At 47.4% G+C, this 24,189-nt stretch carries 25 protein-coding genes; 13 read left to right on the top strand and 12 right to left on the bottom strand.

Annotated elements, in window-relative coordinates; translation table 11 throughout:
• Positions 1-16: 16 nt before the first annotated feature.
• The 5 genes from HHL16_RS14630 to HHL16_RS14610 all read right to left on the bottom strand — a co-directional run bounded on the left by HHL16_RS14630 (position 17) and on the right by HHL16_RS14610 (position 5,528).
• Positions 17-1,102, bottom strand: a complete 1,086-nt coding sequence (locus HHL16_RS14630; RefSeq protein WP_169425928.1) for an efflux RND transporter periplasmic adaptor subunit — start codon at positions 1,100-1,102, stop codon at positions 17-19.
• A 9-nt stretch (positions 1,103-1,111) separates the two neighbouring features.
• Positions 1,112-2,395 (bottom strand): TolC family protein, encoded by a 1,284-nt coding sequence (locus HHL16_RS14625; RefSeq protein WP_169425927.1) that lies wholly within the window; start codon positions 2,393-2,395, stop codon positions 1,112-1,114.
• Between the two features lie 75 nt (positions 2,396-2,470).
• Positions 2,471-3,829, bottom strand: coding sequence for a HAMP domain-containing sensor histidine kinase (locus HHL16_RS14620; protein ID WP_169425926.1), 1,359 nt, complete (start codon positions 3,827-3,829; stop codon positions 2,471-2,473).
• A gap of 3 nt (positions 3,830-3,832) precedes the next feature.
• Positions 3,833-4,522 carry a response regulator transcription factor gene (locus HHL16_RS14615; RefSeq protein ID WP_169425925.1) on the bottom strand — a complete coding sequence of 230 codons (690 nt, stop codon included), beginning with the start codon at positions 4,520-4,522 and terminating at the stop codon, positions 3,833-3,835.
• Between the two features lie 64 nt (positions 4,523-4,586).
• Entirely contained in the window at positions 4,587-5,528 is a 942-nt protein-coding gene (locus HHL16_RS14610; RefSeq protein WP_169425924.1) for a site-specific tyrosine recombinase, read from the bottom strand.
• Positions 5,529-5,636: 108 nt separating this feature from the next.
• Here HHL16_RS14610 and HHL16_RS14605 point away from each other — a divergent pair, with 108 nt between their 5' ends.
• Positions 5,637-6,152 carry a YkgJ family cysteine cluster protein gene (locus HHL16_RS14605; protein ID WP_169425923.1) on the top strand — a complete coding sequence of 172 codons (516 nt, stop codon included), beginning with the start codon at positions 5,637-5,639 and terminating at the stop codon, positions 6,150-6,152.
• On the opposite strand, the gene HHL16_RS14600 is transcribed toward HHL16_RS14605, so the two are convergent.
• Positions 6,153-6,509 carry a YraN family protein gene (locus tag HHL16_RS14600; RefSeq protein ID WP_169425922.1) on the bottom strand — a complete coding sequence of 119 codons (357 nt, stop codon included), beginning with the start codon at positions 6,507-6,509 and terminating at the stop codon, positions 6,153-6,155.
• Between the two features lie 39 nt (positions 6,510-6,548).
• Here HHL16_RS14600 and manA point away from each other — a divergent pair, with 39 nt between their 5' ends.
• Positions 6,549-7,772, top strand: a complete 1,224-nt coding sequence (manA, locus tag HHL16_RS14595) for a mannose-6-phosphate isomerase, class I (RefSeq protein WP_169425921.1) — start codon at positions 6,549-6,551, stop codon at positions 7,770-7,772.
• 72 nt (positions 7,773-7,844) lie between these two features.
• On the opposite strand, the gene HHL16_RS14590 is transcribed toward manA, so the two are convergent.
• Positions 7,845-8,444 carry a carboxymuconolactone decarboxylase family protein gene (locus HHL16_RS14590; protein WP_169425920.1) on the bottom strand — a complete coding sequence of 200 codons (600 nt, stop codon included), beginning with the start codon at positions 8,442-8,444 and terminating at the stop codon, positions 7,845-7,847.
• A 15-nt stretch (positions 8,445-8,459) separates the two neighbouring features.
• A complete protein-coding gene (locus HHL16_RS14585) occupies positions 8,460-9,029 on the bottom strand; it encodes a peroxiredoxin (RefSeq protein ID WP_130539356.1) in 570 nt (189 codons plus the stop codon).
• A 205-nt stretch (positions 9,030-9,234) separates the two neighbouring features.
• Between HHL16_RS14585 and HHL16_RS14580 the strand changes: the two genes are divergently transcribed.
• Both HHL16_RS14580 and HHL16_RS14575 read left to right on the top strand, forming a co-directional pair.
• Positions 9,235-9,798: a DUF6580 family putative transport protein gene (locus HHL16_RS14580; RefSeq protein WP_169425919.1), complete on the top strand. Its 564-nt coding sequence runs from the start codon at positions 9,235-9,237 to the stop codon at positions 9,796-9,798.
• Between the two features lie 233 nt (positions 9,799-10,031).
• A complete protein-coding gene (locus HHL16_RS14575; protein WP_169425918.1) occupies positions 10,032-10,520 on the top strand; it encodes an ORF6N domain-containing protein in 489 nt (162 codons plus the stop codon).
• A gap of 82 nt (positions 10,521-10,602) precedes the next feature.
• On the opposite strand, the gene rnhA is transcribed toward HHL16_RS14575, so the two are convergent.
• Both rnhA and HHL16_RS14565 read right to left on the bottom strand, forming a co-directional pair.
• Positions 10,603-11,070, bottom strand: a complete 468-nt coding sequence (gene rnhA, locus HHL16_RS14570) for a ribonuclease HI (RefSeq protein ID WP_169425917.1) — start codon at positions 11,068-11,070, stop codon at positions 10,603-10,605.
• A gap of 108 nt (positions 11,071-11,178) precedes the next feature.
• On the bottom strand, positions 11,179-12,810 hold the full coding sequence (locus HHL16_RS14565) for an acyl-CoA carboxylase subunit beta (RefSeq protein ID WP_206022426.1): 1,632 nt from the start codon (positions 12,808-12,810) through the stop codon (positions 11,179-11,181).
• Positions 12,811-12,908: 98 nt separating this feature from the next.
• Between HHL16_RS14565 and HHL16_RS14560 the strand changes: the two genes are divergently transcribed.
• Positions 12,909-14,009 carry a DUF3810 domain-containing protein gene (locus tag HHL16_RS14560; RefSeq protein ID WP_240966169.1) on the top strand — a complete coding sequence of 367 codons (1,101 nt, stop codon included), beginning with the start codon at positions 12,909-12,911 and terminating at the stop codon, positions 14,007-14,009.
• A 5-nt stretch (positions 14,010-14,014) separates the two neighbouring features.
• On the opposite strand, the gene dcd is transcribed toward HHL16_RS14560, so the two are convergent.
• Positions 14,015-14,551, bottom strand: a complete 537-nt coding sequence (gene dcd / locus HHL16_RS14555) for a dCTP deaminase (RefSeq protein ID WP_169425915.1) — start codon at positions 14,549-14,551, stop codon at positions 14,015-14,017.
• A 68-nt stretch (positions 14,552-14,619) separates the two neighbouring features.
• Here dcd and HHL16_RS14550 point away from each other — a divergent pair, with 68 nt between their 5' ends.
• Positions 14,620-15,276, top strand: coding sequence for a 4'-phosphopantetheinyl transferase superfamily protein (locus tag HHL16_RS14550; protein ID WP_169425914.1), 657 nt, complete (start codon positions 14,620-14,622; stop codon positions 15,274-15,276).
• An 8-nt stretch (positions 15,277-15,284) separates the two neighbouring features.
• Here the strand turns inward: HHL16_RS14550 and HHL16_RS14545 are convergent, their stop codons facing one another.
• Positions 15,285-16,592 (bottom strand): DUF2130 domain-containing protein, encoded by a 1,308-nt coding sequence (locus HHL16_RS14545; RefSeq protein ID WP_169425913.1) that lies wholly within the window; start codon positions 16,590-16,592, stop codon positions 15,285-15,287.
• Positions 16,593-16,827: 235 nt separating this feature from the next.
• Here HHL16_RS14545 and HHL16_RS14540 point away from each other — a divergent pair, with 235 nt between their 5' ends.
• The 7 genes from HHL16_RS14540 (at position 16,828) to HHL16_RS14510 (ending at position 24,174) form a co-directional block, all read left to right on the top strand.
• Positions 16,828-17,373, top strand: a complete 546-nt coding sequence (locus HHL16_RS14540; RefSeq protein WP_169425912.1) for a tail fiber protein — start codon at positions 16,828-16,830, stop codon at positions 17,371-17,373.
• Positions 17,374-17,383: 10 nt separating this feature from the next.
• Positions 17,384-17,932: a tail fiber protein gene (locus HHL16_RS14535; RefSeq protein WP_169425911.1), complete on the top strand. Its 549-nt coding sequence runs from the start codon at positions 17,384-17,386 to the stop codon at positions 17,930-17,932.
• A gap of 31 nt (positions 17,933-17,963) precedes the next feature.
• Positions 17,964-18,509 (top strand): tail fiber protein, encoded by a 546-nt coding sequence (locus HHL16_RS14530; protein ID WP_169425910.1) that lies wholly within the window; start codon positions 17,964-17,966, stop codon positions 18,507-18,509.
• A gap of 5 nt (positions 18,510-18,514) precedes the next feature.
• Complete coding sequence (locus tag HHL16_RS14525; protein ID WP_169425909.1) at positions 18,515-19,639, top strand: ABC transporter substrate-binding protein; 1,125 nt, start codon at positions 18,515-18,517, stop codon at positions 19,637-19,639.
• The gene (locus HHL16_RS14520) at positions 19,640-20,641 is read left to right on the top strand and encodes a formyltransferase family protein (RefSeq protein WP_169425908.1); all 1,002 of its coding nucleotides are present in this window, start codon (positions 19,640-19,642) and stop codon (positions 20,639-20,641) included.
• A gap of 10 nt (positions 20,642-20,651) precedes the next feature.
• Positions 20,652-23,390 carry a T9SS type A sorting domain-containing protein gene (locus HHL16_RS14515; RefSeq protein WP_169425907.1) on the top strand — a complete coding sequence of 913 codons (2,739 nt, stop codon included), beginning with the start codon at positions 20,652-20,654 and terminating at the stop codon, positions 23,388-23,390.
• Between the two features lie 190 nt (positions 23,391-23,580).
• Positions 23,581-24,174: an RNA polymerase sigma-70 factor gene (locus tag HHL16_RS14510; protein ID WP_169425906.1), complete on the top strand. Its 594-nt coding sequence runs from the start codon at positions 23,581-23,583 to the stop codon at positions 24,172-24,174.
• The last annotated feature ends 15 nt before the right edge of the window (positions 24,175-24,189 follow it).

Genomic DNA, 24,189 nt, shown 5'->3' with positions numbered 1-24,189 from the left:
GGAACGGCATTAAAGGTTATTGTTTGAGGGCCTCGTAGAAATACAGCTGCCTGCTGGAAACCACTACCTCATTGTCTTGCAGGCCATTGCTGATATAGGCGCGGCCTCCCATTTTCTCTGCTACTTCTACCTCCTGAATGCGTGGTTTGTTGCCCTCTTTCACTATCACATAGTAGCGGTCGTTGTCGAAGATCAGGGCTTTGGATGCGATGCTTACACGACTGTTCTGCTGCACTACTTTTACTTTTCCCGACACGAACATTTCTGGTTTCAGCAACAGATCGGGGTTATGGATATTGATGCGTGCACGCATGGTCTTGGTCTCCGGATCGAGCACCTGATAGATCTTTTCAATGCTGCCGGAGAAAATTTTTCCGGGATAGGAGAGGGAAGTAAGATGAACACTGTCTCCCTGATGAATGAAAGAAATGTCGGACTCATAGATATTCACCATGGCCCAAACCTTGCTGATATCCGCCACCACAAAAACCGGGTCGGCATTATCCGGACGCAGATGCGAGTGATCAGTAACTTTCTTTTCAATCACAAATCCGTTGATGGGAGTAGTGATGCGATAGCCTGCCTGGCGATTGCCGCCATTCAGCTGCAATACTTTTTCCGATTTATGCACTTCGCTGCTGGCACGTTTGAATTCACTCTCTGCTTCCTCCACATCGCGCGCAGATGCCAGGCCGCTGGCATAGAGATCTTTCTTAACGGAAAGGTTGCGTTTTGCATTGGCCATGCTGGCTTCTGCGGAAGAAAGCTCGTTGCTGAAAGTGGCCATCTCGCTGCTTTCCAGCTCTGCCAGTACCTGTCCGGCTTTCACATACCAGCCTGAGTGTACGTTGATCTTTTTTACAATCCCACTCACCATCGGATAGATCCTGATCTGGCTATCTTCATCGGGAACTATTTTTCCCGTCACAAGAATTTCATCTTTCACTGAATGGGTGGAGGCTGTATCGGTATTTACTTTGCTGAGCACTTCTTCCATTTCCTTCACAGGATCTTTTGCAGGAGCGGGTTCTGGTTTTTGTGAACAGGCTGCCAGTAGCAAACCCAGCAGGCACAAGTAGAGTATGTAATGTTTGTTTGGCATCGTAAGAGTTTACAGGTGAATAAGCTGGATTCCGCTCACGTAGTTGATGTTCTCCAGTGCGCGGTAGCGGTTGTATCTGATCTGATTGAGGTTGATGATGGTTTCTTTGTACGAATCGTAGAAGTCGATGAATTCGAGCAGACTGATATTTCGTCTTACAAAATTCTTCTGCACTTCTTCTATGAGGTGTTTGAACTGTGCATCGAATTCATGATCGATCCCATCGTACAGAGATTCGGCCTGAAAGGCGTCGGTGTATCGTAACATCACTTCGTGCGCGAGTGCATTTTCGTTATCGAGCAATTGTATTTTGCTTTGCTCAACACGGCTTGCAGCCTGCTTTACATTGCCCTGATTGCGGTTGAAAATGGCAAGCGGAAGCCCCACTTTCAGGCCGGTGTAATCGCGCGTAAAACTTCCCTGTTTGTCGTAGGTGAGGCCAACAGTAAGGTCGGGAACGGCTAATGCCTTTTGCAGTTTCTGATTCAGCTCCTGCGTACGTACGTTCTCTTTGGCAGCCAGCAGATCGTGACGGTTTGTTTTGGCTGAATCGAGCAACTGCTCATAAGTGAGTTGCTGCAATGGATGAAAGGTGAATGCGGGTTCTGTCCATTCAGGCAGTATCGGTGTGGCGGGATCGATGCGGGTAAGTTGTTTCAGTTCCGTACTAACCGTATTGATCTCCTGCTGCAATTCTTTTTTGGTGGCCTGCAAACTGTACAGCAAAGATTGAATGCGCAGCAGTTCTTTCTGCGCGATATTTCCCTTTGCCAGCTGCTCCTTAAAACCAGTAACGATGCGGTTCAGCGACAATATCTGCGCATCGTACAAACCCATGGAACGCTGCAGGAAATTGAGGTGATAGAAATTGTCGCGAAGTGTGAAAGTGAGGGTACGGATCAAATCGTAGAATTCGTGCTCGCTCAATTTAACCTGACTTTCCGCAACTTTCACTGCCTTGTTCCTTTTGCCTGCGAGCATAATTACCTGCGATAACTCTGCTGCATTGGTTCCTGACTTTGAGAGATCGAAGAATCTTTTGTTGTCGGGATTGTACAACACATTCTCGAAGCTGAGCTCCGGGTTGTTGTACAGTCCGGCAGTGATCACTTCCGTTTTTGCAATATCAATGTTGTATCGCGCGGCCAGCAGAGTAAGATTGCTGTCGATAAAACGTTGCTCCGCCAGTTGCAGGCTGAGATGAAGTGTGTCTGTTCGCAGTTGCGCCTGCGCGATACCCGTAGCGGTGATCAGCAAAGCCAATGCGAGAAAATATCGTTTCAATTGTTGCATCCGGTCTGTTTTTATTCCGGATGCAAAATTTGAAAACGATCATTAGACGATCCTTACAGGAAGATTAGAGCGGGATTAGAAAGGCGTATTTATCGGTAAATTAATGTGAAAACATGCGCCTTTGGGTGTTAGCGCAACTGCCTGAACTGTACCCTTGTGCATCTGAATGATCTTCTGCGTAATGCTCAGCCCTACGCCACTTCCGGGGAACTGTCTGGCATTGTTGCCACGCACAAATGGCTGAAAAAGACTTTCTGCTTCTGATGCCTCGAAGCCAATGCCGGAATCTGAAATGCTGATCTGAAACATATTTCCGTTGGTGATGAGATCGATGCCAACAGTTTGATTATTGGAGTACTTGAAAGCGTTTCTGATCACGTTGTTGATGGCAGTTTCGAGCAGTACGCGATTGCCCGTGATCCATGGCGCTACCTGTACATCCGCCTTGAATTGGAATTTGTATTCCGGTCCTTTATCGAACCAGAACTGCATGATGTCGGTGATCAGCTCGTAAACATCCACTGCTTCGAAATGCTGCAAAGGTTTTGCCGCATCGTAGTTGCTGAGTTCGAAGAGCCTGTTGATGATAACGGTGAGCTTTTCCGATTCAGCCAGCACGGAGCGCATGGTGCTGATATATTCTTCCTGCGAGCGGGGCTTGTTCAGCATCACTTCGAGTTCTCCGATAATGCTGGTGAGAGGTGTTCTCAATTCATGCGAAGCATTGCTCACAAAAGAACGCTGCAGATCGAAAGCATGTTCGAGGTGTTCGAGCAGGGTATTGAAATTATTGGCCAGTTCGTTGATCTCGTCTTTATTGTCGGGAACAATCACCCGTTCATTGAGGTTGCCCGAACGGATCTGCCGGATGGTGTTGTTGATATGAATGATCGGCTTCAAAGCCTTGCCGGCAAAGCGTTTGCTGAAGATGAACAATACAAGCAATCCGAAGAAGTAGGTGATGCAGAGCATCGCCAGCAGGTTGTTTATATGTTGCCTGCCTGTTACGTTCTTAGCGGTTACGATGATCACGAAATTACCCTGGTTATCGTTGTAGGCAATCCCCGCGGCCGGCAGATCGCCCAGCATGAAGAATTGCTGACTGTTGTTCCGCACTTTTTCGATAATGCCCGGATCTATTGCGATGGTAGAATCGTTGGTGAAGCTCTGGGTATTCTGTTCGTTGAAGATAAGTGAACGCTCATCGGTGAGGCTCTGCATGTATTTCTGCTGAATTTCGAGAAAGCTTTTTTTGGTGAGCTCGTCTTTTTCGAGGAATACCTGTGCAGTGATGAGGGCCCTGTCGCGCAGGCGATGGAAGAATACCTGCTTTACGTAATCCGCAAACAGCCCGTAAATCAGCACCATCACCAGCAGCATGATGCCTGCGGTGAGCAGCGTGAATTCCATCGAGAGCCTGTTGCGGATCTTCATTATTTAGTCTTGTTTGGATGGTTTCAGTACATAACCCATGCCGGTGAGGGTATGAATGAGTTTGTCGCCGTGGAAAGGTTTTTCGATTTTGTTCCGGAGATAATTTACGTACACATCTACCACATTGGCGTTCGATTGCCGGTCGATACCCCACACTGCATCGGAGATGAAAGCGCGGCTCAGTACTTTGTTGGGATGGCGCATGAAGAGCTCCAGCAGTTTGTATTCGCGGGCGGTGAGCACAATCTGAATGCCGCTGCGGCTGGCGCTTTTGGCGGCTGTATCGAGTATGAGATCCTGGAACTGCAGGCGTTCCTGCCCGATCATATCCTGATGATGTCTGCGATGCAGTGCCTGAATGCGGGCCAGCAGTTCCTTGAAATGAAAAGGCTTGCGCAGATAATCGTCGGCGCCATGATCGAGGCCTGTTACAATATCATCGGTTGTCTGCAAAGCAGAGAGCATCAGCACGGGCGTCCATACCTGGTTCTGACGAAGCCGGCGGCAGATCTCGCGTCCATTGATGCCGGGCAACAGAATGTCGAGTATGATGCAGTCGAAATCCTTTTCCAGAGCGGTTTGCAGGCCGCGCTCTCCATCGTTTTCCACTTCCACGGTGAACTGCTGTTCTTCGAGCCCTTTTTTGATGAAGCTCGCTACTTTCTGCTCGTCTTCAATGATCAGAATGGTCATAGGCGCGCGTTTTGTGATGCGGGCAAAGATGAAAAAAAATTACGGTGAAAGATGTAAGGGCGTGTTAAAACCTTCGGTGGAATGCCGGATGAAACTGCTCCAGTGTCTTCTGCAGAAAGGTTTTATCGAGGTGCGTATAGATCTCGGTGGTAGTGATGCTTACATGGCCCAGCATCTCCTGAACAGCACGCAGATTGGCGCCATGCTCTACCAGATGCGTTGCAAATGAATGCCTGAATGTGTGTGGCGAAATGTTCTTTCGGATGCCCGCTTTTTCCGCAAGGTCTTTGATGATGAGGAATATCATTACCCTGCTGAGTGATTTGCCGCGGCGATTGAGAAAAAGATGATCCTCATAACCCCTCACTGCTTTTTGCAGGTTGCGGTAGTTCTGGCGATAAACGGTGATGTTGTCGATGGCCACTGTGCCGATTGGCACCAGTCTTTCTTTATTGCCTTTTCCCACTACGCGGATAAATCGTTCATCGAGATAAAGCTGCGAGATCTTCAGCTCTGTAATCTCGCTTACGCGCAGCCCCGAACTGTACAGGGTTTCGAGGATGGCTTTGTTGCGATGGCCTTCGGGTTTGCTGAGATCTATCTGATTGATGATGGACTCGATTTCCTTTGCAGACAATACTTCGGGCAGATACCTGGGCAGGCTCGGCGTTTCGAGCAGTACTGTAGGATCGTTGTCAAGTATTCTTTCTATGGTACAGTACTTGAAAAATGAGCGAAGACCCGATACGATGCGCGATTGCGAAGAAGGAGCGAGGTCGGTGATGGCTGCGAGAAAGTCCCTGATATCGTTGAGGGTGATCTCCGAAAGCTTTTTGCGTACCTGATCGGCATCTGCATGAACCCTTGTATTGCCGGTACCTGTTTTGGGATTGAAGTATTCATCGAGCATGGTGATATCATGCAGGTAGGCGTCCACCGAATTCTCCGAAAGGTTGCGCTCCAGTTGAAGGTAGTCTTTAAAGCCTTTTATCTCTATCTCCCACATCTGTACAAAGAATGATTGAAAATGCTGATATAAACAAACTATCTGTTATATTCGCTCATCAAATGTACCGATAAGGTATTTACAACAATAAAATTCCTTAATTCACAGATGGAACAGTTCAATCTGCGTTCGTTCAAAAAGAAGATGGTTCTCAATCGTCCCGCTTTCAGAAGGTTTTTAAGCCGTATTGAAAAAAATAAGCAACGCGGTCTGGACAAGATCATGCAGCAGGAAGATGTGGAAGTGTGGAAAGAAACAGATTGCCTGGCCTGTGCCAATTGTTGTAAAACCATGAGCCCAACTTTCACAACAGAAGATGTAAAGCGCATCTCAAAGCATGTGGGCATGTCGCAGGAGAAATTCCGTGAGAAGTATCTCTATCTCGATCGTGCAGATAAAGACTGGATGAACAAATCACAGCCCTGTCAGTTCCTCAATCTGAAAGACAACAAGTGCAGCATCTATGAAGTGCGTCCGCTCGACTGCGCTACATTCCCGCATCATAATAAAACAAAACCGCTGGATTATATTCACGTGTACAAGCAGAACGTGGAGTATTGTCCTGCTACCTACAAGCTGGTAGAACGTATGATGATTCGTCTCGAAGGCGAGGCTCCTAAATGATCAGCAATAAATATCTTCAATCAGCAGAAATTCAGGCGCGGCATTCTTTGAAATGCTGATGCTGAGAATATCGTACTGGATGCGTTTCCAGCGGGTATCGGTTTGCTGATACCGGTCGGCGCATTTCATCATGTTTTCCATTTTCTTCTTTGAAACCGCTTCTTCGGGGTAACCGAACTGATGGCTGGTTCTGGTTTTCACTTCGATGAAGTGAAGCATTTCTTCTTTTGATGCAATCACATCGATTTCGTAACGGCGGTATTTCCAGTTGCGGTGGAGTATGCTAAAACCGTTTAGCTGAAGCCATTCCGCAGCGATGGCTTCTCCATAGTGTCCTGTTAAATTGTGTTCAGCCATGCGATGCTTTTAGTATTATTGTAGCCGAAAAAAAGGCATATGCACAATAATACTAAAATATTCAGGCTCGAAGGCAGGGTTCAGCATTACGCATGGGGAGGCAATCAGTACATTCCTGCATTATTATCGGTTACCAACTCCGATAATCAGCCATTTGCAGAATACTGGATGGGTGCGCACGATAACGTACCGTCTTATGTAATTACAGCAAATGGGAAAGTGGCGTTGAACGAATTTGTAGCAGCACAACCCGAAGTAATATTGGGAAAGAAAGTAAAAGACGCATTCGGCAGATTGCCTTATCTGTTCAAAGTGCTCGATGTGAAAGATATGCTGAGCATTCAGGTGCATCCCACCAAAGCAGCGGCAGCAGCGGAGTTTGCAGCGGAGAATAAAAAAGGCACAGCGCTCAATGCTCCCAACCGCAATTATAAAGACGATAACCATAAGCCGGAACTGATGCTGGCGCTCTCTGATTTCTGGTTGCTGCATGGATTTAAACCGGCAGACCAGCTGAAAGCTACATTGCAGCAGGTTCCTGAGCTGAACTTTCTGTTGCCTATCTTTGAGAAGGATGGATATGCTGGTGTGTACAAAACCGTAATGACCATGCCTCAGCAAGAAGTGAATGCATCGCTTCAGCCCTTGCTCGACCGCATCATTCCCCAATACCAGCAGAATGCATTGGAGAAAACGGATGCAGCATTCTGGGCAGCGAGAGCAGCGCTAACCTACAACGAAGCGGGTAAAATAGACCGAGGCATATTCTCCGTGTATCTTTTCAATCTCGTGCATATAGAACCAGATTTTGCCATCTACCAGGATGCAGGAGTACCGCATGCTTACCTCGAAGGGCAAAACATGGAGATCATGGCCAATTCCGATAACGTACTGCGCGGAGGCCTCACCAATAAACACGTAGATGTAGATGAGCTGATGAAGCATGTAAAATTCGAAGCGGTGGAACCAAACGTATTTGCAGGCTCGCTGGACGAAGCCTATGCAGAATCGCGCTTTATCACACCTGCACCTGATTTTGAACTGCGGCAGATATGGTTGCCCGAAGGAGAGAAAACAACGGTGCCTGTTTCAACAGCAGACATATTCATAGTGCTGGGAGGCAAAGCATCTTTCAAAAGCGGATCAGACAAGCTCGAACTGAAGAGGGGAGAAGTGTTGCTGGCCATAGCCGGAGCATCAGTAGAAATAGAAGCATTGGGCGATGAAGTAACCGTATTCAGGGCTACATCTGGCATGCAATAACTGCCTAAGCATAAAAAAATAAACGGGGCTGCGTTGTAAAAAACACAGCCCCGTTTTGTATCTGGGGAACATTTACGCTAAGATGGTGATCAATCCTTTGATCACTGCGCCCAGCTTTACAGCTTCCAGCACTTTGGCTTCGCTGCTGCCATGCTGCAGTACGGATTGTTCATGCGATGTTACGCACATCTCGCATCCATTTACAGAAGAAATCACCAGACTCGCCAGTTCAAAGAATTCCTTGCCGAGCACGGGATTCATCATAATGCTCATCTTGATGCCGGCAGGAGTGGCGGTGTAATATTCTTTCTGCATAAAATGGCGGAACCTGTAGAATACGTTGTTGGTAGCCATCAGTGAGGTGCAGGCGATCATTTCAGCGATCTCGGCTTCAGTAGCTCCGGCTTCAACGGCCAATGCAGTGAAGGCTTCCTGTAAAAATACCACACGTTCATTCACGGCTATGCCCAGTGCCAGCAACACTGCCTCTTTGCGGCTCAGGTGCTGATTATTGCTGAGCACATTGCTGGTGTTGATTTTGAGATCTTTGATGTATCTCGCATTTACGTTCAGCAATGCCTGTGCATTGGCAGAAGGAACATAGTTGGGTATGTTCAGTTCCGCCAGGAGGTTCACAAAAGTTTCGTTCTGAATAGTTGCTTCAACACTCATGGTTACTCGTTTAGATTAGTTCATGTTCAGCTGAGTGGTAAGTGTTTCCTGACCCTTGTTCCAGTTACATGGGCAGAGCTCATCTGTTTGGAGAGCGTCCAGTACGCGTAGAACTTCCTGTACGTTGCGGCCTACATTGAGGTCGTATACGCTCACCCAGCGAACGATGCCTTGTGGATCGATGATGAAGGTAGCGCGGTAAGCGATCTTCTCTTCGTTGTCGAGGATACCGAGTTCCTCAGCAAGTGATTTTGAAGTATCAGCGAGCATAGGGAATTTCAGGTCTTTCAGGTCTGCGTGATCTTTTCTCCATGCGAGGTGAACGAATTCAGAATCGGTAGATGCTCCGATCAGAACAGTGTCGCGATCAGAGAAATCGGATGCTTTCTTGTTGAATTCAGCGATCTCTGTAGGGCATACGAAAGTGAAATCTTTTGGCCACCAGAACATCACCATCCACTGACCCTGGCTGCTTGCATGGTCTTGTGTGAGGTCTGCAAACTCTTTTCCTTTCTCTGTTGATACAACTGCTTTCTTCTTAAATGCAGGGAACTGGCTCCCAATAGACAAAATTCTGTTGGACATATATTGTTGTTTAAATAAATTAACGTGATTCAGTGAATTCTCTCAGGTGGGCAATCGTAAGGTGGCGCAAAAGTAAGGGTGTAACAGATAGATAATCATAAACATTATCTATTGATCGATAGGTTTTATCTATAAATCGGGCCGAATCTGCATACGGCGCCAATAAACCGAAAAAATTGTACTTTTGAGGCCTATTACTTCTATTATGAAACTGAATCACAAACTGATCTGGACGCTGATACTGATGGTAATCGTTGGAGCTGTATACCGCGTAATACCAGACAGACCTATGGGATTTGCTCCCCAGCTTGCCATAGCACTCTTTGCAGGTGCCATGATCAAAGACAAAAAACTGGCTTTCCTGTTCCCTGTGCTATCCATGCTGATATCCGATCTGCTCTACGAAGTACTGTATGTATATGATCTGAGCCCATACGGAGGTTTCTACAGAGGCATGTGGATCAACTATGTGCTGTTCACATCTGTAACCTTGTTCGGCCTAATGATCAGAAAGATAAACGTGAAGAATGTACTGTTCGCCTCACTGGCAGCACCTACTTATTTCTTCCTGGTATCGAATTTCCTTACATGGGCGGGTGTAGGCTCTTACGTTGAGTATCCTGCAACATGGGAAGGACTGATGGCTTCTTACACAGCTGGTATTCCTTTCTACAAAGGAAGCCTGATGGCCACTGTAGCATTCAGCGCCCTGTTCTTCGGAACCTGGTACATGCTCAATAAAAAAGAACTGAAAGAAGCTACCGCTTAATTCAAAATAGTGTAATTGAAAATATGCAGGCCGCTACGGATCTCCGTAGCGGCTTTTCTTTTGATACTTATCCGTTGTGCGTCACCGTTAGGGTGTTAGATTTTCGTATTGGCCTTTTCGTTATATTTGAGATCCCCACTTCAGCAGGGTTTCTTTGTGTCTCCCGCTCTGAATCAGCAGTTGCTTCTATGGCAGCGAACTCTTCTTAACTCATAAATAATCAAAAGCATTCCATGGAAATTATGCAGAACATTCCTGCCCGTATCTATGAGATCAGGGGCGAAAGGGTGATGATAGACAGAGATCTGGCTATACTTTATGAAACAGAATCCAGAATGCTCAATCAGGCAGTAAAACGGAACCTGAAGCGGTTTCCCCCAGATTTTATGTTTCAACTCACTAAAGATGAAGTAGATGCATTGAGGTTTCAAATTGAAACCTCAAACAAACTTCAACCCGAAGCTTTGAGATCACAATTTGTGATCTCAAAAGGAGGTAACCGCTATCTGCCATATGCCTTCACCGAACAAGGCGTAGCCATGCTCAGCGGTATCCTTAATTCAGACAAAGCCATCAACATGAATATTGCCATCATGCGTGCCTTTGTGGAAGTGCGGAAATTGATGGCCACCAGAAATGAATTGAGCTTTCAACTGGAAGAACTTCGCAGTCGCATTGGCGATCACGATCTCCAGTTGAATCAGATTTACGAAGCGATGTAAAATCTGCTGGATAAGAACTCAGAAAAAAACAATTGGGAGAACAGAGAACGGATAGGTTACAAAAAATAATCCCCGTGAGTAATTAGTTTTCGCCACTCTCAAACCCATTGTCAGGAGGGAGGTTCTTCTGATCTGCTGCCGATGTAGCCAGTTCATCGCAACGATTATTGTATGGATTGTCTGCGTGGCCCTTTACCCAAACGAACTTAACCTGATGTTGTTTAGCGAGGGCATCGTATTTCAGCCAGAGATCTTTATTCTTTTTGCCTCCTTTGAAGTTGGTGGCGATCCAGTTGCGGAGCCAGCCTTCTTTCACGGCTTTTACTACGTACTGGCTGTCGGAATAGACCGTGATGCTCAGCCCGGGTCTGTTGAGTGCCTGCAAGGCAGCAATCACTGCCATCAGTTCCATGCGGTTATTGGTGGTTTTGCGGAATCCGCCGGAGAGCTCTTTTGCCTTTCCTCCCCACATCAGAATTGCACCATACCCACCGGGACCGGGATTGCCACGGGATGAGCCATCAGTATAAACGATCAGTTCTTGCGCCATAATGTATGTTCCGACATTCTTTTTACCGCCTGAAAAGCGCAGCGGATAAGCATAGCTGTTTAACCGCTGCTACCTTTCGGGATTTTCAAATGGCGGCAAATGTAATCATTAAACCTGTATCACTCCGGTTCGGAATGGTTCTATATGAGGATTATGATTCGCGGCGGCAATGCCTTCGGAAATTATTTTTCTTGTATCGATCGGATCGATCACATCATCTACCAGCAGTCTTGCTGCTGCATAGGTTGGTGTGCTTTGCTCTTCGATATCGGCGCGGATCTTATCCAGCAGCTCTTTTTCTTCCTGCGGCGTAAATTCCTTGCCTTTCGATTTGAGACTGTTGATGCGGCTCTGCAATACGGTCTTAGCCGCCTGCTCTCCACCCATTACAGCAATGCGCGCATTGGGCCATGCATAGATGAATCGCGGATCATAGGCCTTTCCGCACATGGCGTAATTGCCTGCACCGTACGAATTGCCTACGTATATGGTGATCTTTGGAACAACGGAATTGGCTACGGCATTCACCATTTTCGCACCGTCTTTGATGATGCCTGCATGCTCGCTGCGGCTGCCTACCATAAAGCCGGTTACATCCTGCAGAAACACCAGCGGTATTTTTTTCTGGTTGCAGTTCATTACAAAGCGGGCTACCTTATCGGCACTGTCGTTGTAGATAACGCCACCCATCTGAATCTCACCTTTGGCGGTCTTCACCACTTTGCGCTGATTGGCTACGATACCAACAGCCCATCCTTCAACACGCGCATAACCGCAAAGGATAGTTTTACCGTAATCTGCTTTATACTGTTCAAACGATGAATTGTCTACAATCCTTTCGATGATGTCTGCCATATCATACGGTTTGGTAGCATCGGAAGGCATCAGACCATATAATTCTTTCGGATCTTTTGTTGGAGGAGCTGGTGCAATACGGTCGAACCCTGCTTTTTCGCCATGTCCCAGTTTGCTCATGAGGCTTCTGATATAATCGAGACAGGCTTCTTCCGATTCGAAGCGGTAATCCGCATTGCCACTGATGGCGGTATGCGTTACCGATCCGCCGAGTGTGAGGATGTCTACATCTTCTCCGATGGCGGCTTTTACGAGATATGGTCCGGCAAGTGCAATGGAAGAGTTGTTGTCTACCATCAGAATTTCGTCGCTCATGAGTGGCAGATAAGCGCCGCCAGCTACGCAGGAGCCCATCACGGCCGCAATCTGTGTGATGCCCATGGCACTCATCTTCGCATTGTTGCGGAATATGCGGCCGAAATGTTCTTTGTCGGGAAAAATATCTTTCTGCAAGGGAAGGTAAACTCCGGCACTGTCTACCAGGTAAATGATGGGAAGATTGTTCTCCATCGAAATCTCCTGCATGCGCAGATTCTTCTTGCCGGTGATAGGAAACCAGGCGCCGGCTTTCACTGTCTGGTCATTGGCAACGATCACGCACTGGCGACCGCTTACATAACCCACACCAGCAACCGTTCCGCCCGAAGGGCATCCCCCTTCATCTTTATACATCTCCCATCCGCAGAATGCGCCGATCTCTACAAATGGCGTGTCTTTGTCGCGAAGGTATTCGATCCTTTCGCGGGCGGTAAGCTTTTTCTTTTCATGCTGCTTTTCAATGGCTTTTTTCCCTCCGCCCAGGGATACCTGTTCCCAGCGTTGCCGCAGCTGACTCACGGCCAGCTTCATGGCATCTTCGTTTTTATTAAATTCCAGGTTTATCATAATTGACAATCGTTATAGACGAGGATAATATATTAGTGCAAAATAAGCCTTATTACTGATAGCCGGAATACCGTTTTACCGTACAATTTTCTGGCATTTTGTTCCTATTTTTATTGGGTATGCTGAGCAAGAATAAATGGTTGACCGGATTTATCGTACTGGCAGTGGGTATCAGGATCTTCTCCCTGTTTCCGGAAGCAGTTGAACGTTATTACTCCAATGGCATTTACCCCGTTACTGCCGGGCTGCAACGCATTTTATTCGGGTGGATACCTTTCAGCATTGGTGATATCTACTATGCAGTACTCATTCTGCTGCTGCTTAACAAATTGATCATACTGGTAAAAAAGCTCCGACGCAAACAGGCAGACAAACAATACTGGCTACGCGGTGGCAAACAATTCGTTTGGGTAGTTGTGCTGGTGTATGTTGGGTTCAATGGGTTGTGGGGCCTCAATTACAACCGTACCGGCATTGCAGAGCAACTGGGATTGAAAGTAGAAAAATATTCGAAGGATGATCTGGTGGCCGTAATGGAAACCATCCGAGAAAGACTGCAGCAAACAGACAGTGCTGCTATGCTAACCCGGCAGGACATACGAAAAAAGCGCTGGCTGTTCAGTCAGGCAAAGCAGAGTTATGATAGTCTCGCCATACATCAGCCGGAATTGAATTACTCTTTCAGATCTGTAAAACCTTCGCTCTACAGTTATCTGGGAAACTATCTCGGTTTTACGGGTTACTACAATCCATTTTCAGGAGAAGCGCAGGTGAACACAACGGTGCCATTATTTATTCAGCCTTTCACAACCTGTCATGAGATAGGTCACCAGTTGGGATATGCGAAGGAGAACGAAGCAAATTTTGCAGGATATCTCGCTGCGAAATCATCGGGCGATGCGGCTTTCAGGTACTCGGTGTATTTCGATCTCTATACGTACTCCTGGTACTATCTCTACAATATCGATTCGTCGATGGCGCGCGATTTCAGCAAACAGCTGCCACAGCAGGTAAAAGATGATTTCAAAGAAATGAAAGAGTTCAACCTCAGGCACGGCAATCCGGTGGAGCAGGTAATAGATAAATTGTATGGAGAATACCTGAAAGCCAATCAGCAGCCCTCAGGTAAACTGGCCTACAATGAAGTGATCGCCTGGTTGGTGGCGTACTACAAAAAGAATGGAAAAGAAGCGATTTAGAAAGATCAGAATTTGTTCTTCCACATCATGCTCTCTACAGGGCGGTCTGGCTGACCACTGTATTTGGCATTCTTCTTCTGGTTGTATGAGATCTCAATTTCTCCTTCAACAGGGAAATAGATGAGCTGACCGATAGGCATTCCCTTGTATATTTTCACGGGTTGCTTAACGGAGATTTCGAGCGTCCAGTTTCCGCAGAAACCAACATCTCCCTTACCTGCAGTGGCGTGTATATCGATACCCAGTCTACCTGTGGAAGATTTTCCTTCAAGAAAGGGAACATGCGCATGCGTTTCTGTGTATTCGGCAGTAACACCGAGGTAGAATACATGCGGATACAAAACAAATCCGTCTTCGGGGATCTCGAAAACCTCTATCTCATTGTGCTTTTTGGCATCGAGAATATGATCTTTGTAAGTAGCCAGGTATTTGCCGAGGTGAACATCATAAGAGTTGCTGCCCAGGCACTGCCTGTTATAAGGTTCGATCTTAATAGTGCCTTTTTCGATTTCCTCCAGTATTCTCTTATCCGACAGGATCATATTGGTATTTGTTTTGATGAATCAGCAAATAAATCTTATATCTGCAATCTAAATTCTTAATTCTTACTGTGGGTCTGTTTTATCAACATAATATCAACGGGGGCACAAAAGTAGCAATTTGGCGCATTGAAGAGGATGAAAGTTTTTTTCTCAACAAAGTGCCGCTGAAAAGCAATGTTTCCCATCCCTATAAGCGTCTCCAGCACCTCGCCGGGCGTTACCTGCTTCCGGAACTGTACACCGATTTTCCGCTCGAAGAGATACAGATTGCCGATACACGCAAGCCATTTCTTCAGAATGAGCAATACCATTTCTCCATCTCGCATTGCGGCAATTACGCTGCAGCTATCGTAAGCGGCGAAGAGCGGGTGGGGGTGGACATAGAGCTGGTTACCCCCCGCATGTACACCATCATGCATAAGTTCCTCCATGAGTCGGAGCAGGATTATCTGGCCGAATGGGAATACATGAGCAAAGTGCATCTGGAACTCCTCACCATATTATGGAGTGCCAAAGAAGCCATCTATAAATGGTATGGCCTCGGCCAGCTGAGTTTTCGGGATGATATGCGCCTCTGCGGCCCGGTTGTATTCGGCAGCAGTGACTGGATCACTCTTCCTTTTGAATTCAGGAAGCATGAACCCGTAAAGCTTACCGTTCACGCACGGATCTTCGATCCGTTGGTGATGGCTTACGTTACTTCCGATGCTGCATTGAAAGTGTAATTGCTGATTTACTCTGCTGTTTCTTCTTCTTCCACATCATCGAGCAGGTTTATCTGAATGTCTTCGCTGCCGGCAATGCCTTCGATAGACCCTTTGATGCCATTGGCATTGATCAGCACTTTTTCCAGTTGCTTTTCGCGGGCTTTCCAGAGTTTTTCCATGGCATCGCGTTCGCGCTGGATGCTCATTTTCATGGAGAAGAATCCTTCACGTATAGCTTTCCATTGTTCGCCGAACTCATGGCTGGTGAGATAGTCGTAGAGCAGGTGCATCTTGTCGCCCCGGTTCTGTTGCGATTTAACCATGGCGAAGAGTTTGAGGATGCCGTCGCGGAGCACCTGTGCCAATGCTGTTACCTCTGAATAGGAACAAACCCAGATGCCGTCTATTTGTCCGAATACATCCATCTGATCTGGCTTTGCCTGTGTTACGAGTACGGCTACATCTGCTGTGGTGGAGCGCATATCGGCTTTGAGTTTTTCGATCCAGGCCTTATCGAAGTGTTTGGTGCGTTTGCTTTCGTAGATGATCTTTCCGCATTCCTGTCCGAAGCTGTTGCGAACGGTCTGCATGCAGTCTGCTCCCCGGATGCCTTTGCCTACTTCGCTGATGATGTCGAAGGGGAAAGTGGCGCGAAGTTGTTCTTCCAGCGCCAGTTCCAGCACTTCGCCCTGTAATTGCATGGAGCCCTGTTCGGCTTTGCGTCTCATTTCGTCGGCCAGTTTCTTCTGGTCTTCGAGTTGCTTTTCGAGTTCTTTCAGTTTGAGCTGGAATTCGGACTCCTTGTTGGCGGTGCGGGCTTCTTCTATTTTGCGGATGTCTTCTGTGAGCTGGGTTTTGGCTTCCATCAGCTGACGCTGGAGGGTGAGTTCCAGTTCTGCTTCCTTGTTTTTCAGCTCCTGTTCCTGTTTGAGAAAGTTGATCTCGCGGTCGCGGGCGGCTTTTAGTTTTTCTTCGTTGTCTTTATTGTTTGCTTCGAGGAGCCTGAGTTTGTGTTCGAAGTCGGCGCTGATATTTTTGCGGAGATCCTGTTCGATGGCTTGCTGTATCTGCTTCTTCTGCGATTCAAAACCTTGCTGTATCTGTAGTTTCTCTGCTTCAAAGATTCTGGCAATCTCCTGTTCGCGCAACTGAGACTGCTGTTGCAGCTCTTTTTCTTTGCGTGCAAATTCACTTTTTTCCTTCGCGACTTCTTCGTCTTTCTTTTTCTTGTAATCCATCATCTGCTCTCTCAGTTCTTTCTTCACATCTTCAGACAATGCTTCTGAAATTGCGAACTCATGCGAGCAGGCAGGGCACTTGATCTCTGCAGCCATCAAACCAAAATTTATGCAAGTTTACAAAGAACCCTCCGTTTGAAAATAAAAGGGTATAAACACTGTGTGGAAACATCGGATATTTTAATTACTTTTAATTCGTTAAGTTTACAAGATTCCCGAACTCCTAATTTCTCTTCCCCGATTTAGCATTATTTAGTCCCTGTTAAGCACCATGCGATAAGTACTTCATCCGTACCTGTCAACCTTATTGTTTAATTAAACCCTCCACATTATGGACGGAGTATTAGCAGTAATAACCTGCTTTGCGGCTAACTATGCTCCAAAGTATTTTGCATTATGCAATGGGCAGATATTGTCTATTGCCCAAAATCAGGCATTGTTCTCGCTGCTTGGTACAACCTACGGGGGCAATGGCACTACAACATTTGCCTTGCCCGATCTTCGGGGGCGTGCGCCGATAGGAACCGGGCAGGGACCAGGGCTTTCAAACATCAACCTTGGCGAGGTCGGAGGTAGTACCACTACCACACTCACCATAAACAATCTGCCTCAGCATGCACACCTCAATGGCACTGTTTCCGTAAGTTATGAATGTGATTCAACGCCTGCATCGGAGCCGCTGCCCGATGGATTTTACATCGCAGGCTTCAACAATTCTTTCGCAGCAAACGGAGTGGCAGGCAATTTTTTGCAGACACCGGCTTATACAGGCGTGATCGCCAATGCAGGAAATAATCAGCCTGTTTCCATTATGCCTCCTTATCTGGCCATCAATTACATTATCTGCCTCAGCGGCATTTATCCTTCAAGGAATTAAATCAACGAATATGTTTACTCAACCTTACATAGGATTTGTAACGGTGTTTGCAGGCAATTTCGCCCCTGTAGGATGGATGTTCTGCAACGGCGCCTTACTTGCCATATCGGAGTATGATGTGCTGTACAATCTCATCGGCACTACTTACGGAGGCGATGGCGTAAATACGTTTGCACTTCCGAATCTGCAAAGCAGAATAGCGATCCATGCAGGAACTTCGGGTGGCAATACGTATGTAATCGGACAAACATCCGGTACCGAAACCACCACAGTTACCGTAAATCAGATGCCTGCGCATAATCACAGTGTAACGGGCATCACAGGAGCACCACTGGTTGCCACCAGTGCAGGCAATCTCAATACGCCCAATGGCAATGTGCCAGCAATAGCATCACAAAATGTATTCAATGCATCGGCCGACGGACTGGGACTGGCACCTACAACGGGTACCGGCAGTACAAGCCCGGCGGGCAGCAATATTCCCATGGAGATCTTGCCGCCCTACCTCGCCATGAATTACATCATTGCTGTATTCGGCATTTATCCGCCACCAAACTGATAAATTTTCTTCACCCCAGAAACAATTCAATATGGATGGAGTAATTGCATATGTAACACCTTTCGCAGGAAATTTCGCACCCCGCAACTGGGCCATCTGTGCAGGACAATTAATGCCCATCGCCCAGAATACTGCACTCTTCTCATTGCTGGGAACTAATTATGGAGGAAACGGACAAACTACATTTGCCCTTCCTGATCTTCAGGGCAGAGCAATTATCGGCGCAGGGCAGGGGCCCGGACTTTCACAATACGACGTAGGGCAACAAGGGGGAACGGAAACCGTAACCATGCTTACGACCAATATGCCTGCGCATACGCATCAGGTAAGTATTGGCATAACGCCCGGCTGTGCGAGTTCCAACGGAAATTCAAACAACCCCAAGAATAATGTGTATGCACCGCTGAGCAGCGGCGGCAATGCATTCGGAAGCGCCCCCAATTCAAGAATGAAACCATATAATGTAACTGTCAATACCGGGTTCACCGGCAACACACAGCCATTCAGCAACCGCAGTCCATACCTTGGTATGACCATGGTGATCTGTTTGTTTGGAGTATTCCCTGCAAGACCATAACCAATATGAATAAAACTATAGGAATATTATTGCCGCGCTCCGGCGAGTATCCTGCAATGGGTTTCGATATTCTGGCAGGATTGAAAGCAGGTCTGGCAGCTGCCGGCCTCAATGCTTACAACCTTGAAACAGCCAACATAGGATTCGGCGAAGACCCCGCAGTGAACTATGCATGCGCAGAAAAAATACTTCTTCAGCACGATGTGCAGGCCATCATCTGCTACAGCAATTTCTTCAATGCAGAACCGCTCTATGCGCTGGCCACTGCTACCGGCAAGCCATTCATCTTTCTCGATGCCGGCATGCAACTGATGACGGCTCCCAAAAACGACTATTGTTTTCATATTTCCCTGCAGGGTGTTCATGCCTGCTCCATCGCAGGCGCAAGAGCTGCAACCGGTAACAGACGCGTATTGATGGCAACCTCATTTTATGACGGCGGATACCGTGGTCCATGGGGTTACCATGTAAGCATTGAAGAAGCAGGCGGAAGCATCTGCGGCAATTATGTAAGCACCTACAAAAAAGCAGATTTTACTATTCAACCGTATATGGAATTGCTGCAGCAGACAAGTCCGGAAGGAATTGCTGCCTGCTTCAGTTCTTACCTCGCGGAATTATTTTTCGATGCACTTAAACAGGCAGGCGAGAAGGCCACTTCCATTCCATTTTATTGTTCACCCTTCATGGCCGAGGAGGCGTTGTTGGGAAAATGCACTTTTCCGGGAGGGACATTCCATGCATTTGTACCCTGGTATTCGTCCATTGAAAACGAGCAGCAGCAAGCGTTTGCAGCTGCCATAAAAAATGGGGCGGATAAGAATCCGAACCTGTTTTCATTGCTGGGGTGGGAAGCTGCTACCGTATTGCAGCAACTGAACCAGGAAGGAAGGGCATCGTTGAGCGGCTTCAGTTATCAGAGTCCGAGAGGAGCAGTAACCATACATGCCGATACTAACCACACGTATGCACCGGTATATTATGGAATGATCGTTCCCGACCAGCATGGCAAATGCAGCTGGCAATATCACGAAACCATTCCGATCGATTCAACTATGCATCTACGTTATCTCATTGCCGGAGAAGATCATATGATCACCGGCTGGAAGAATAATTATTTCTGCATCTGAATGAACATCAGGGTAGCCATATTGTGCAACGACCGTCTCTGTCTTCCTGCGGTTGGCTGGTTGCTTGGATCTGGCATCACAGCAGCAGTAGCCATGCCTGCGGGCATGCACGAAACACAGATGATGGTGCAGCAGCAGTGCCGTCAGTTCAATATTCCTTTCCGCTTTTTTGAAAAAGAAATGCTGGAAGAAGCACTGGGTGCATGGCTGAATCAGTATCAGCCTGATGTGGTGCTGGTGAAAACTTTTCCATGGCGCATCCCTGCCTCATTGCTACATATCCCGAAACATGGGTTTATCAATTTCCATTATGCACCGCTGCCTGCATTCCGCGGACCGAATCCTTTGTTCTGGATGTTGCGCCGGCAGGAAAAAACTGGCGGTGTAACAGTGCATGTAATGGATAAACTGTTCGATCATGGTCCGGTTTTATTGCAACAATCCATCCCCATATCTCCCGATCTTACCTATGGCTGGTTCTGCACCCAGCTTGCATATTCGGGCCTTCAGCTAACCTGGAATCTTTTAAAAGGACTGCAGGAAGGTACACTCCATCCTATACCTCAGGATAATTCGCTGATAGCGTGGTATCCGAGGCCAACCGCTGCCGATGTGCAGATCCTTTGGAACAGCATGACGGCTGCGGAGATCCGCGCATTGACGCTGGCCTGCAATCCCTGGAACAAAGGCGCAGCCACCAGCTGGAATAACTGGATGTTCGGCGTAACAGATGCAACTGTGTTAGATGCATCTGTTCACTCAAACGAACAACCGAAAATGCCCGGCACTGTTCTCGCTTCCGGTGAACAAACCGGTTTGCTGGTTTCCTGCCTGCATGGCGAAGTACTCAGAATAAATATCGTTTACTGCGAAGAAGGTTTCTTTCCCGGATTTCGCCTGCATTCGTTCGGCATCAGGCCGGGATGCGTATTGGGCAGTCACCCCTTTCTACAAACAAACTCCCCCTCCAACCCGCCATCAGTTAATCAACATTCATCATAAAAAAAGTGCAATGAAAAACCATTTACCTATTAAGTCACTTGCCCGTAAAACATTGCTGGCCGCGATGTGTATGGTAGCAACAGTGATGAGTTCCTATGCTCAGAAATGGACAAACGTAGCCGTTATCGGGCAGGGGGGAGGAAGTGAATTTGGCCGCGGATCCTGCACAGATGCCAGCGGCAACGTATATACGATCGGTACTTATTCTGCTGCTGGTACCGACTTCGATGGTAGCGGCGCTGTGAGCACGCTGCCACTGGCAGGTGTTACAGATGTATTTATCACCAAATACAATTCCAGCGGTGCTTTTCAATGGGCCGCCACATGCGGGGGGCCAAGTCAGGATCAGGGTTTCGGCATAACAACTGACGGTACCAATGTTTTTATAACCGGCAGATATGCCGGTACAGGTGTGTTCGGTGCAACCAGTTTGCCCACCACCGGAGGAACGGATATTTTCATTGCCAGCCTGAATGCCGGAACCGGTGCATTTCAGTGGGCGAAGAATTTCGGATCAACCTCCTCGGATGTTGGTCAGGCGCTTTGTCTCGATGGCGGGAATGGTTTGTATTTCTCCGGCACTTTCAATACATCCATGACTTTCGGAACTTTTCCCTTGAGTGCGCAGGGCGGATCCGGCAACGATATGGTAATTGCCAAACTCGATAAAAACAACGGGAATGTTACGTGGGCAGTGAGTGGCGGATCGAGCGGCAATTTCGATAATGGCGGAGGTTCATCCATCTGTTATCATCCCGGTCTTAATGAAGTGATTGTTACCGGAGCATACTTCGGCGCCAATGCAGTATACGGAGGATTCAATCTCTCCAATTCAGGCGGTAACGAAATGGTATTGCTGGAAGTGAATGCGTCTACCGGCGCATTTTTGCAGGCATACGGATTCGGAGGAAGTAGTGGCGCAGATGATGAAATGCTCGGTGTTTGTTATGATCCGGTAACGCAGGATGTTTTTGCAACGGGTTACTTCGAGGGTAATATCACTTTCCCCGGAAATGCGCAACTGACGGGCTCCGGAGGCAATGACCTGTTTGTGCTCAGGTATGCACCTGCAACCAATACTTTTGTTTGGTCAGTCAATGGAGGCAGCACGGATGCAGACAGGGGGAATGCTATTTGCAGCAATAATGCCGGCTCAGTGTATGTGGCAGGATATTACAGTGGCGCACTCAGTTTTGGTTCAGTAAATCTGCCGGCAACAGTTGCGGCAGGTATTCTGGTAGGTGGATTGTCGGTGACGGATGGTACCAGGCAATGGGCTATCAGTGCTGATGGAAATGATCCGTTGCGAACTGATCAGGCTTATAGCATATCCACCGGAGGACCGGCCGGAAAAATTGCTGTATGCGGTCAATTTGGTGGCTCCTCCAATTTTGGATCCATACCCGGCACCTCGGCGGGTAATGTAGATATTTTTATTGCACAGCTGGCTGCGGGATTGGTTGTAACAGCAAGCGCCACAGATCCTTCCTGTGATAACGGATGTAATGGAACGGCTACTGCTGCTGTATCAGGCGGCGTTCCTCCATATAACTATTCATGGTCGCCAAGTGGAGGTGCAGCTGCTACGGCAACGGGTTTATGTCCTGGTAATTACACGGTAACAGTAACCGATGCTGTATCACAGTCTGTAATGAAGTCTGCCACCGTCAATCCACCTGTTGTGAGCATCGCCAATGAGGATGCAGCCAATACAGGCGTGAACATCTCCGCAACCAATACCATCATTGCAAGCGCAAGCTGTAAACTGATAGCCAAAGTGGTGCCCAACGGAGCAAATCCGATCAGTGGCAATACGGTGGCGTTTGTGAAAGTGGCGCTGACAGTACCGGTATTCCCGGCTGTAAACGGAAAACCATATGTACAGCGTCACTTCCAGATCACACCATCAACCGGGGCTGCAACTGCTACCGGAAGAGTAACGCTCTACTTCAAACAAAGTGAGTTCGATGCCTTCAATGCACATGCAGGAGCTACACTGAAACTGCCAATGAACAGTGGTGATGCAGGCGGAAAAGCAAATGTGCGCATCGGCAAGTATCCTGGCTCATCCAGCGATGGAAGCGGATTACCGGGAACTTATACTGGTGCGGCTACCGTAATCGACCCGAATGATGCGGATATCGTTTTCAATCTCACTGAAAACCGCTGGGAGATCAGTTTCGATGCAGTCGGATTCAGCGGATTTGTGTTGCAGACTGCTATTACGGTGCTTCCGGTAACCTGGTTGAATGTAACAGCGCTTACAGATCCACAGGGAAGGGCTCAGATCAGATGGGAAGTGGAAGAATCGAATGTGGCCGCTTATGTGGTAGAAAGATCATCCAACGGATCAACATTTGCTGCGGCAAATACGCAGGCATCGAAAGGTGATGGAAGAAATAATTACACCTTCACGGAAGCAGCTGCAGTAACCGGAAGAACTTACTATCGTATACGCCAGACCGATAAGGATGGAAGAACCACCTTTAGTCAGGTACTGATAGTGAACAATGTTCAGGGGGGTACCGTTACCGCCTATCCGAACCCAACAGACGGAAACATTACACTGAACATCACAGACAGAAGCCTGATGAATACGGTGGCGAAGCTGTACAACAGCGATGGACGCGAGTTACAGCAGATCTATATCAGTCAGACCGCTACCACGGTTTCACTCGCCCGATATGTAAAAGGAGCTTACCTGATACGGCTATCGAACGGGGAAACCATCAGAATAATCAGGAAATAACCTAAAAAGAATGATGCAAAGTCGCGGTATTGTTTTACATTCAATACCGCGACTTTTTTATTTTATAAATGTTTCCATTTATAACTGCGGTTTATACAATTCTGATATGAATAAAAAAGGATATTTTTATAGCTCCTTTAGCCTCATCCTTGTTGATTATTAACCTAAATTTTTATTTCATCCTTTCTCAATGGAAAACCTTTTAAATGAGCAGGTGATATTGAACCGGGTGGCGGCAGATGACAGGGATGCGTTCAGACAGGTGTACAACCATTACTACGGCGCTGTGCAGCAGTACGTTCTGCTGTTCTCGTTCGACTCTTCCAAACTGGATGAATTAACTCAGGATGTTTTTGTAAGGATCTGGGAAAAGCGTCATAAGCTTACGAATGTTGAATCTTTTCAGAATTATCTCTTCAAGATCACCAAGAATCAGGTATTGAACTATATCCGCGGATGCAGGGTGCAGCAGCGGATCAAGGAAGCGCAGCAGCTTACAGACGAACCGTTTACCGAAGATACCGATCATAAGCTGGTGCTGAACCAGTATTACCAGATGGCGGCCGAAGCGATCGAACAATTGCCTGCCGGTCGTAAACAGGTATTGAAAATGAGTATCGACGAGGGCCTCACCCTCGATGAAATAGCCGAAAAGCTCGGCATCTCCAAGTCGGGCGTAAAAAATCAACTTTATGCGGGCATCGCACACGTAAGGCAATACCTTGAGCGGAATGCCGGCATCACTACTTTATTATATGTATTCCTTTCCCTCTTAGATCAGTAAATATTTTTATTATTT

The organism is Pseudoflavitalea sp. G-6-1-2, from assembly GCF_012927185.1.
Taxonomy (GTDB): domain Bacteria; phylum Bacteroidota; class Bacteroidia; order Chitinophagales; family Chitinophagaceae; genus Pseudobacter.
The sequence above is the reverse complement of the archived record's forward strand: the minus strand, read 5'-3'. Positions and strand labels throughout refer to the sequence as shown.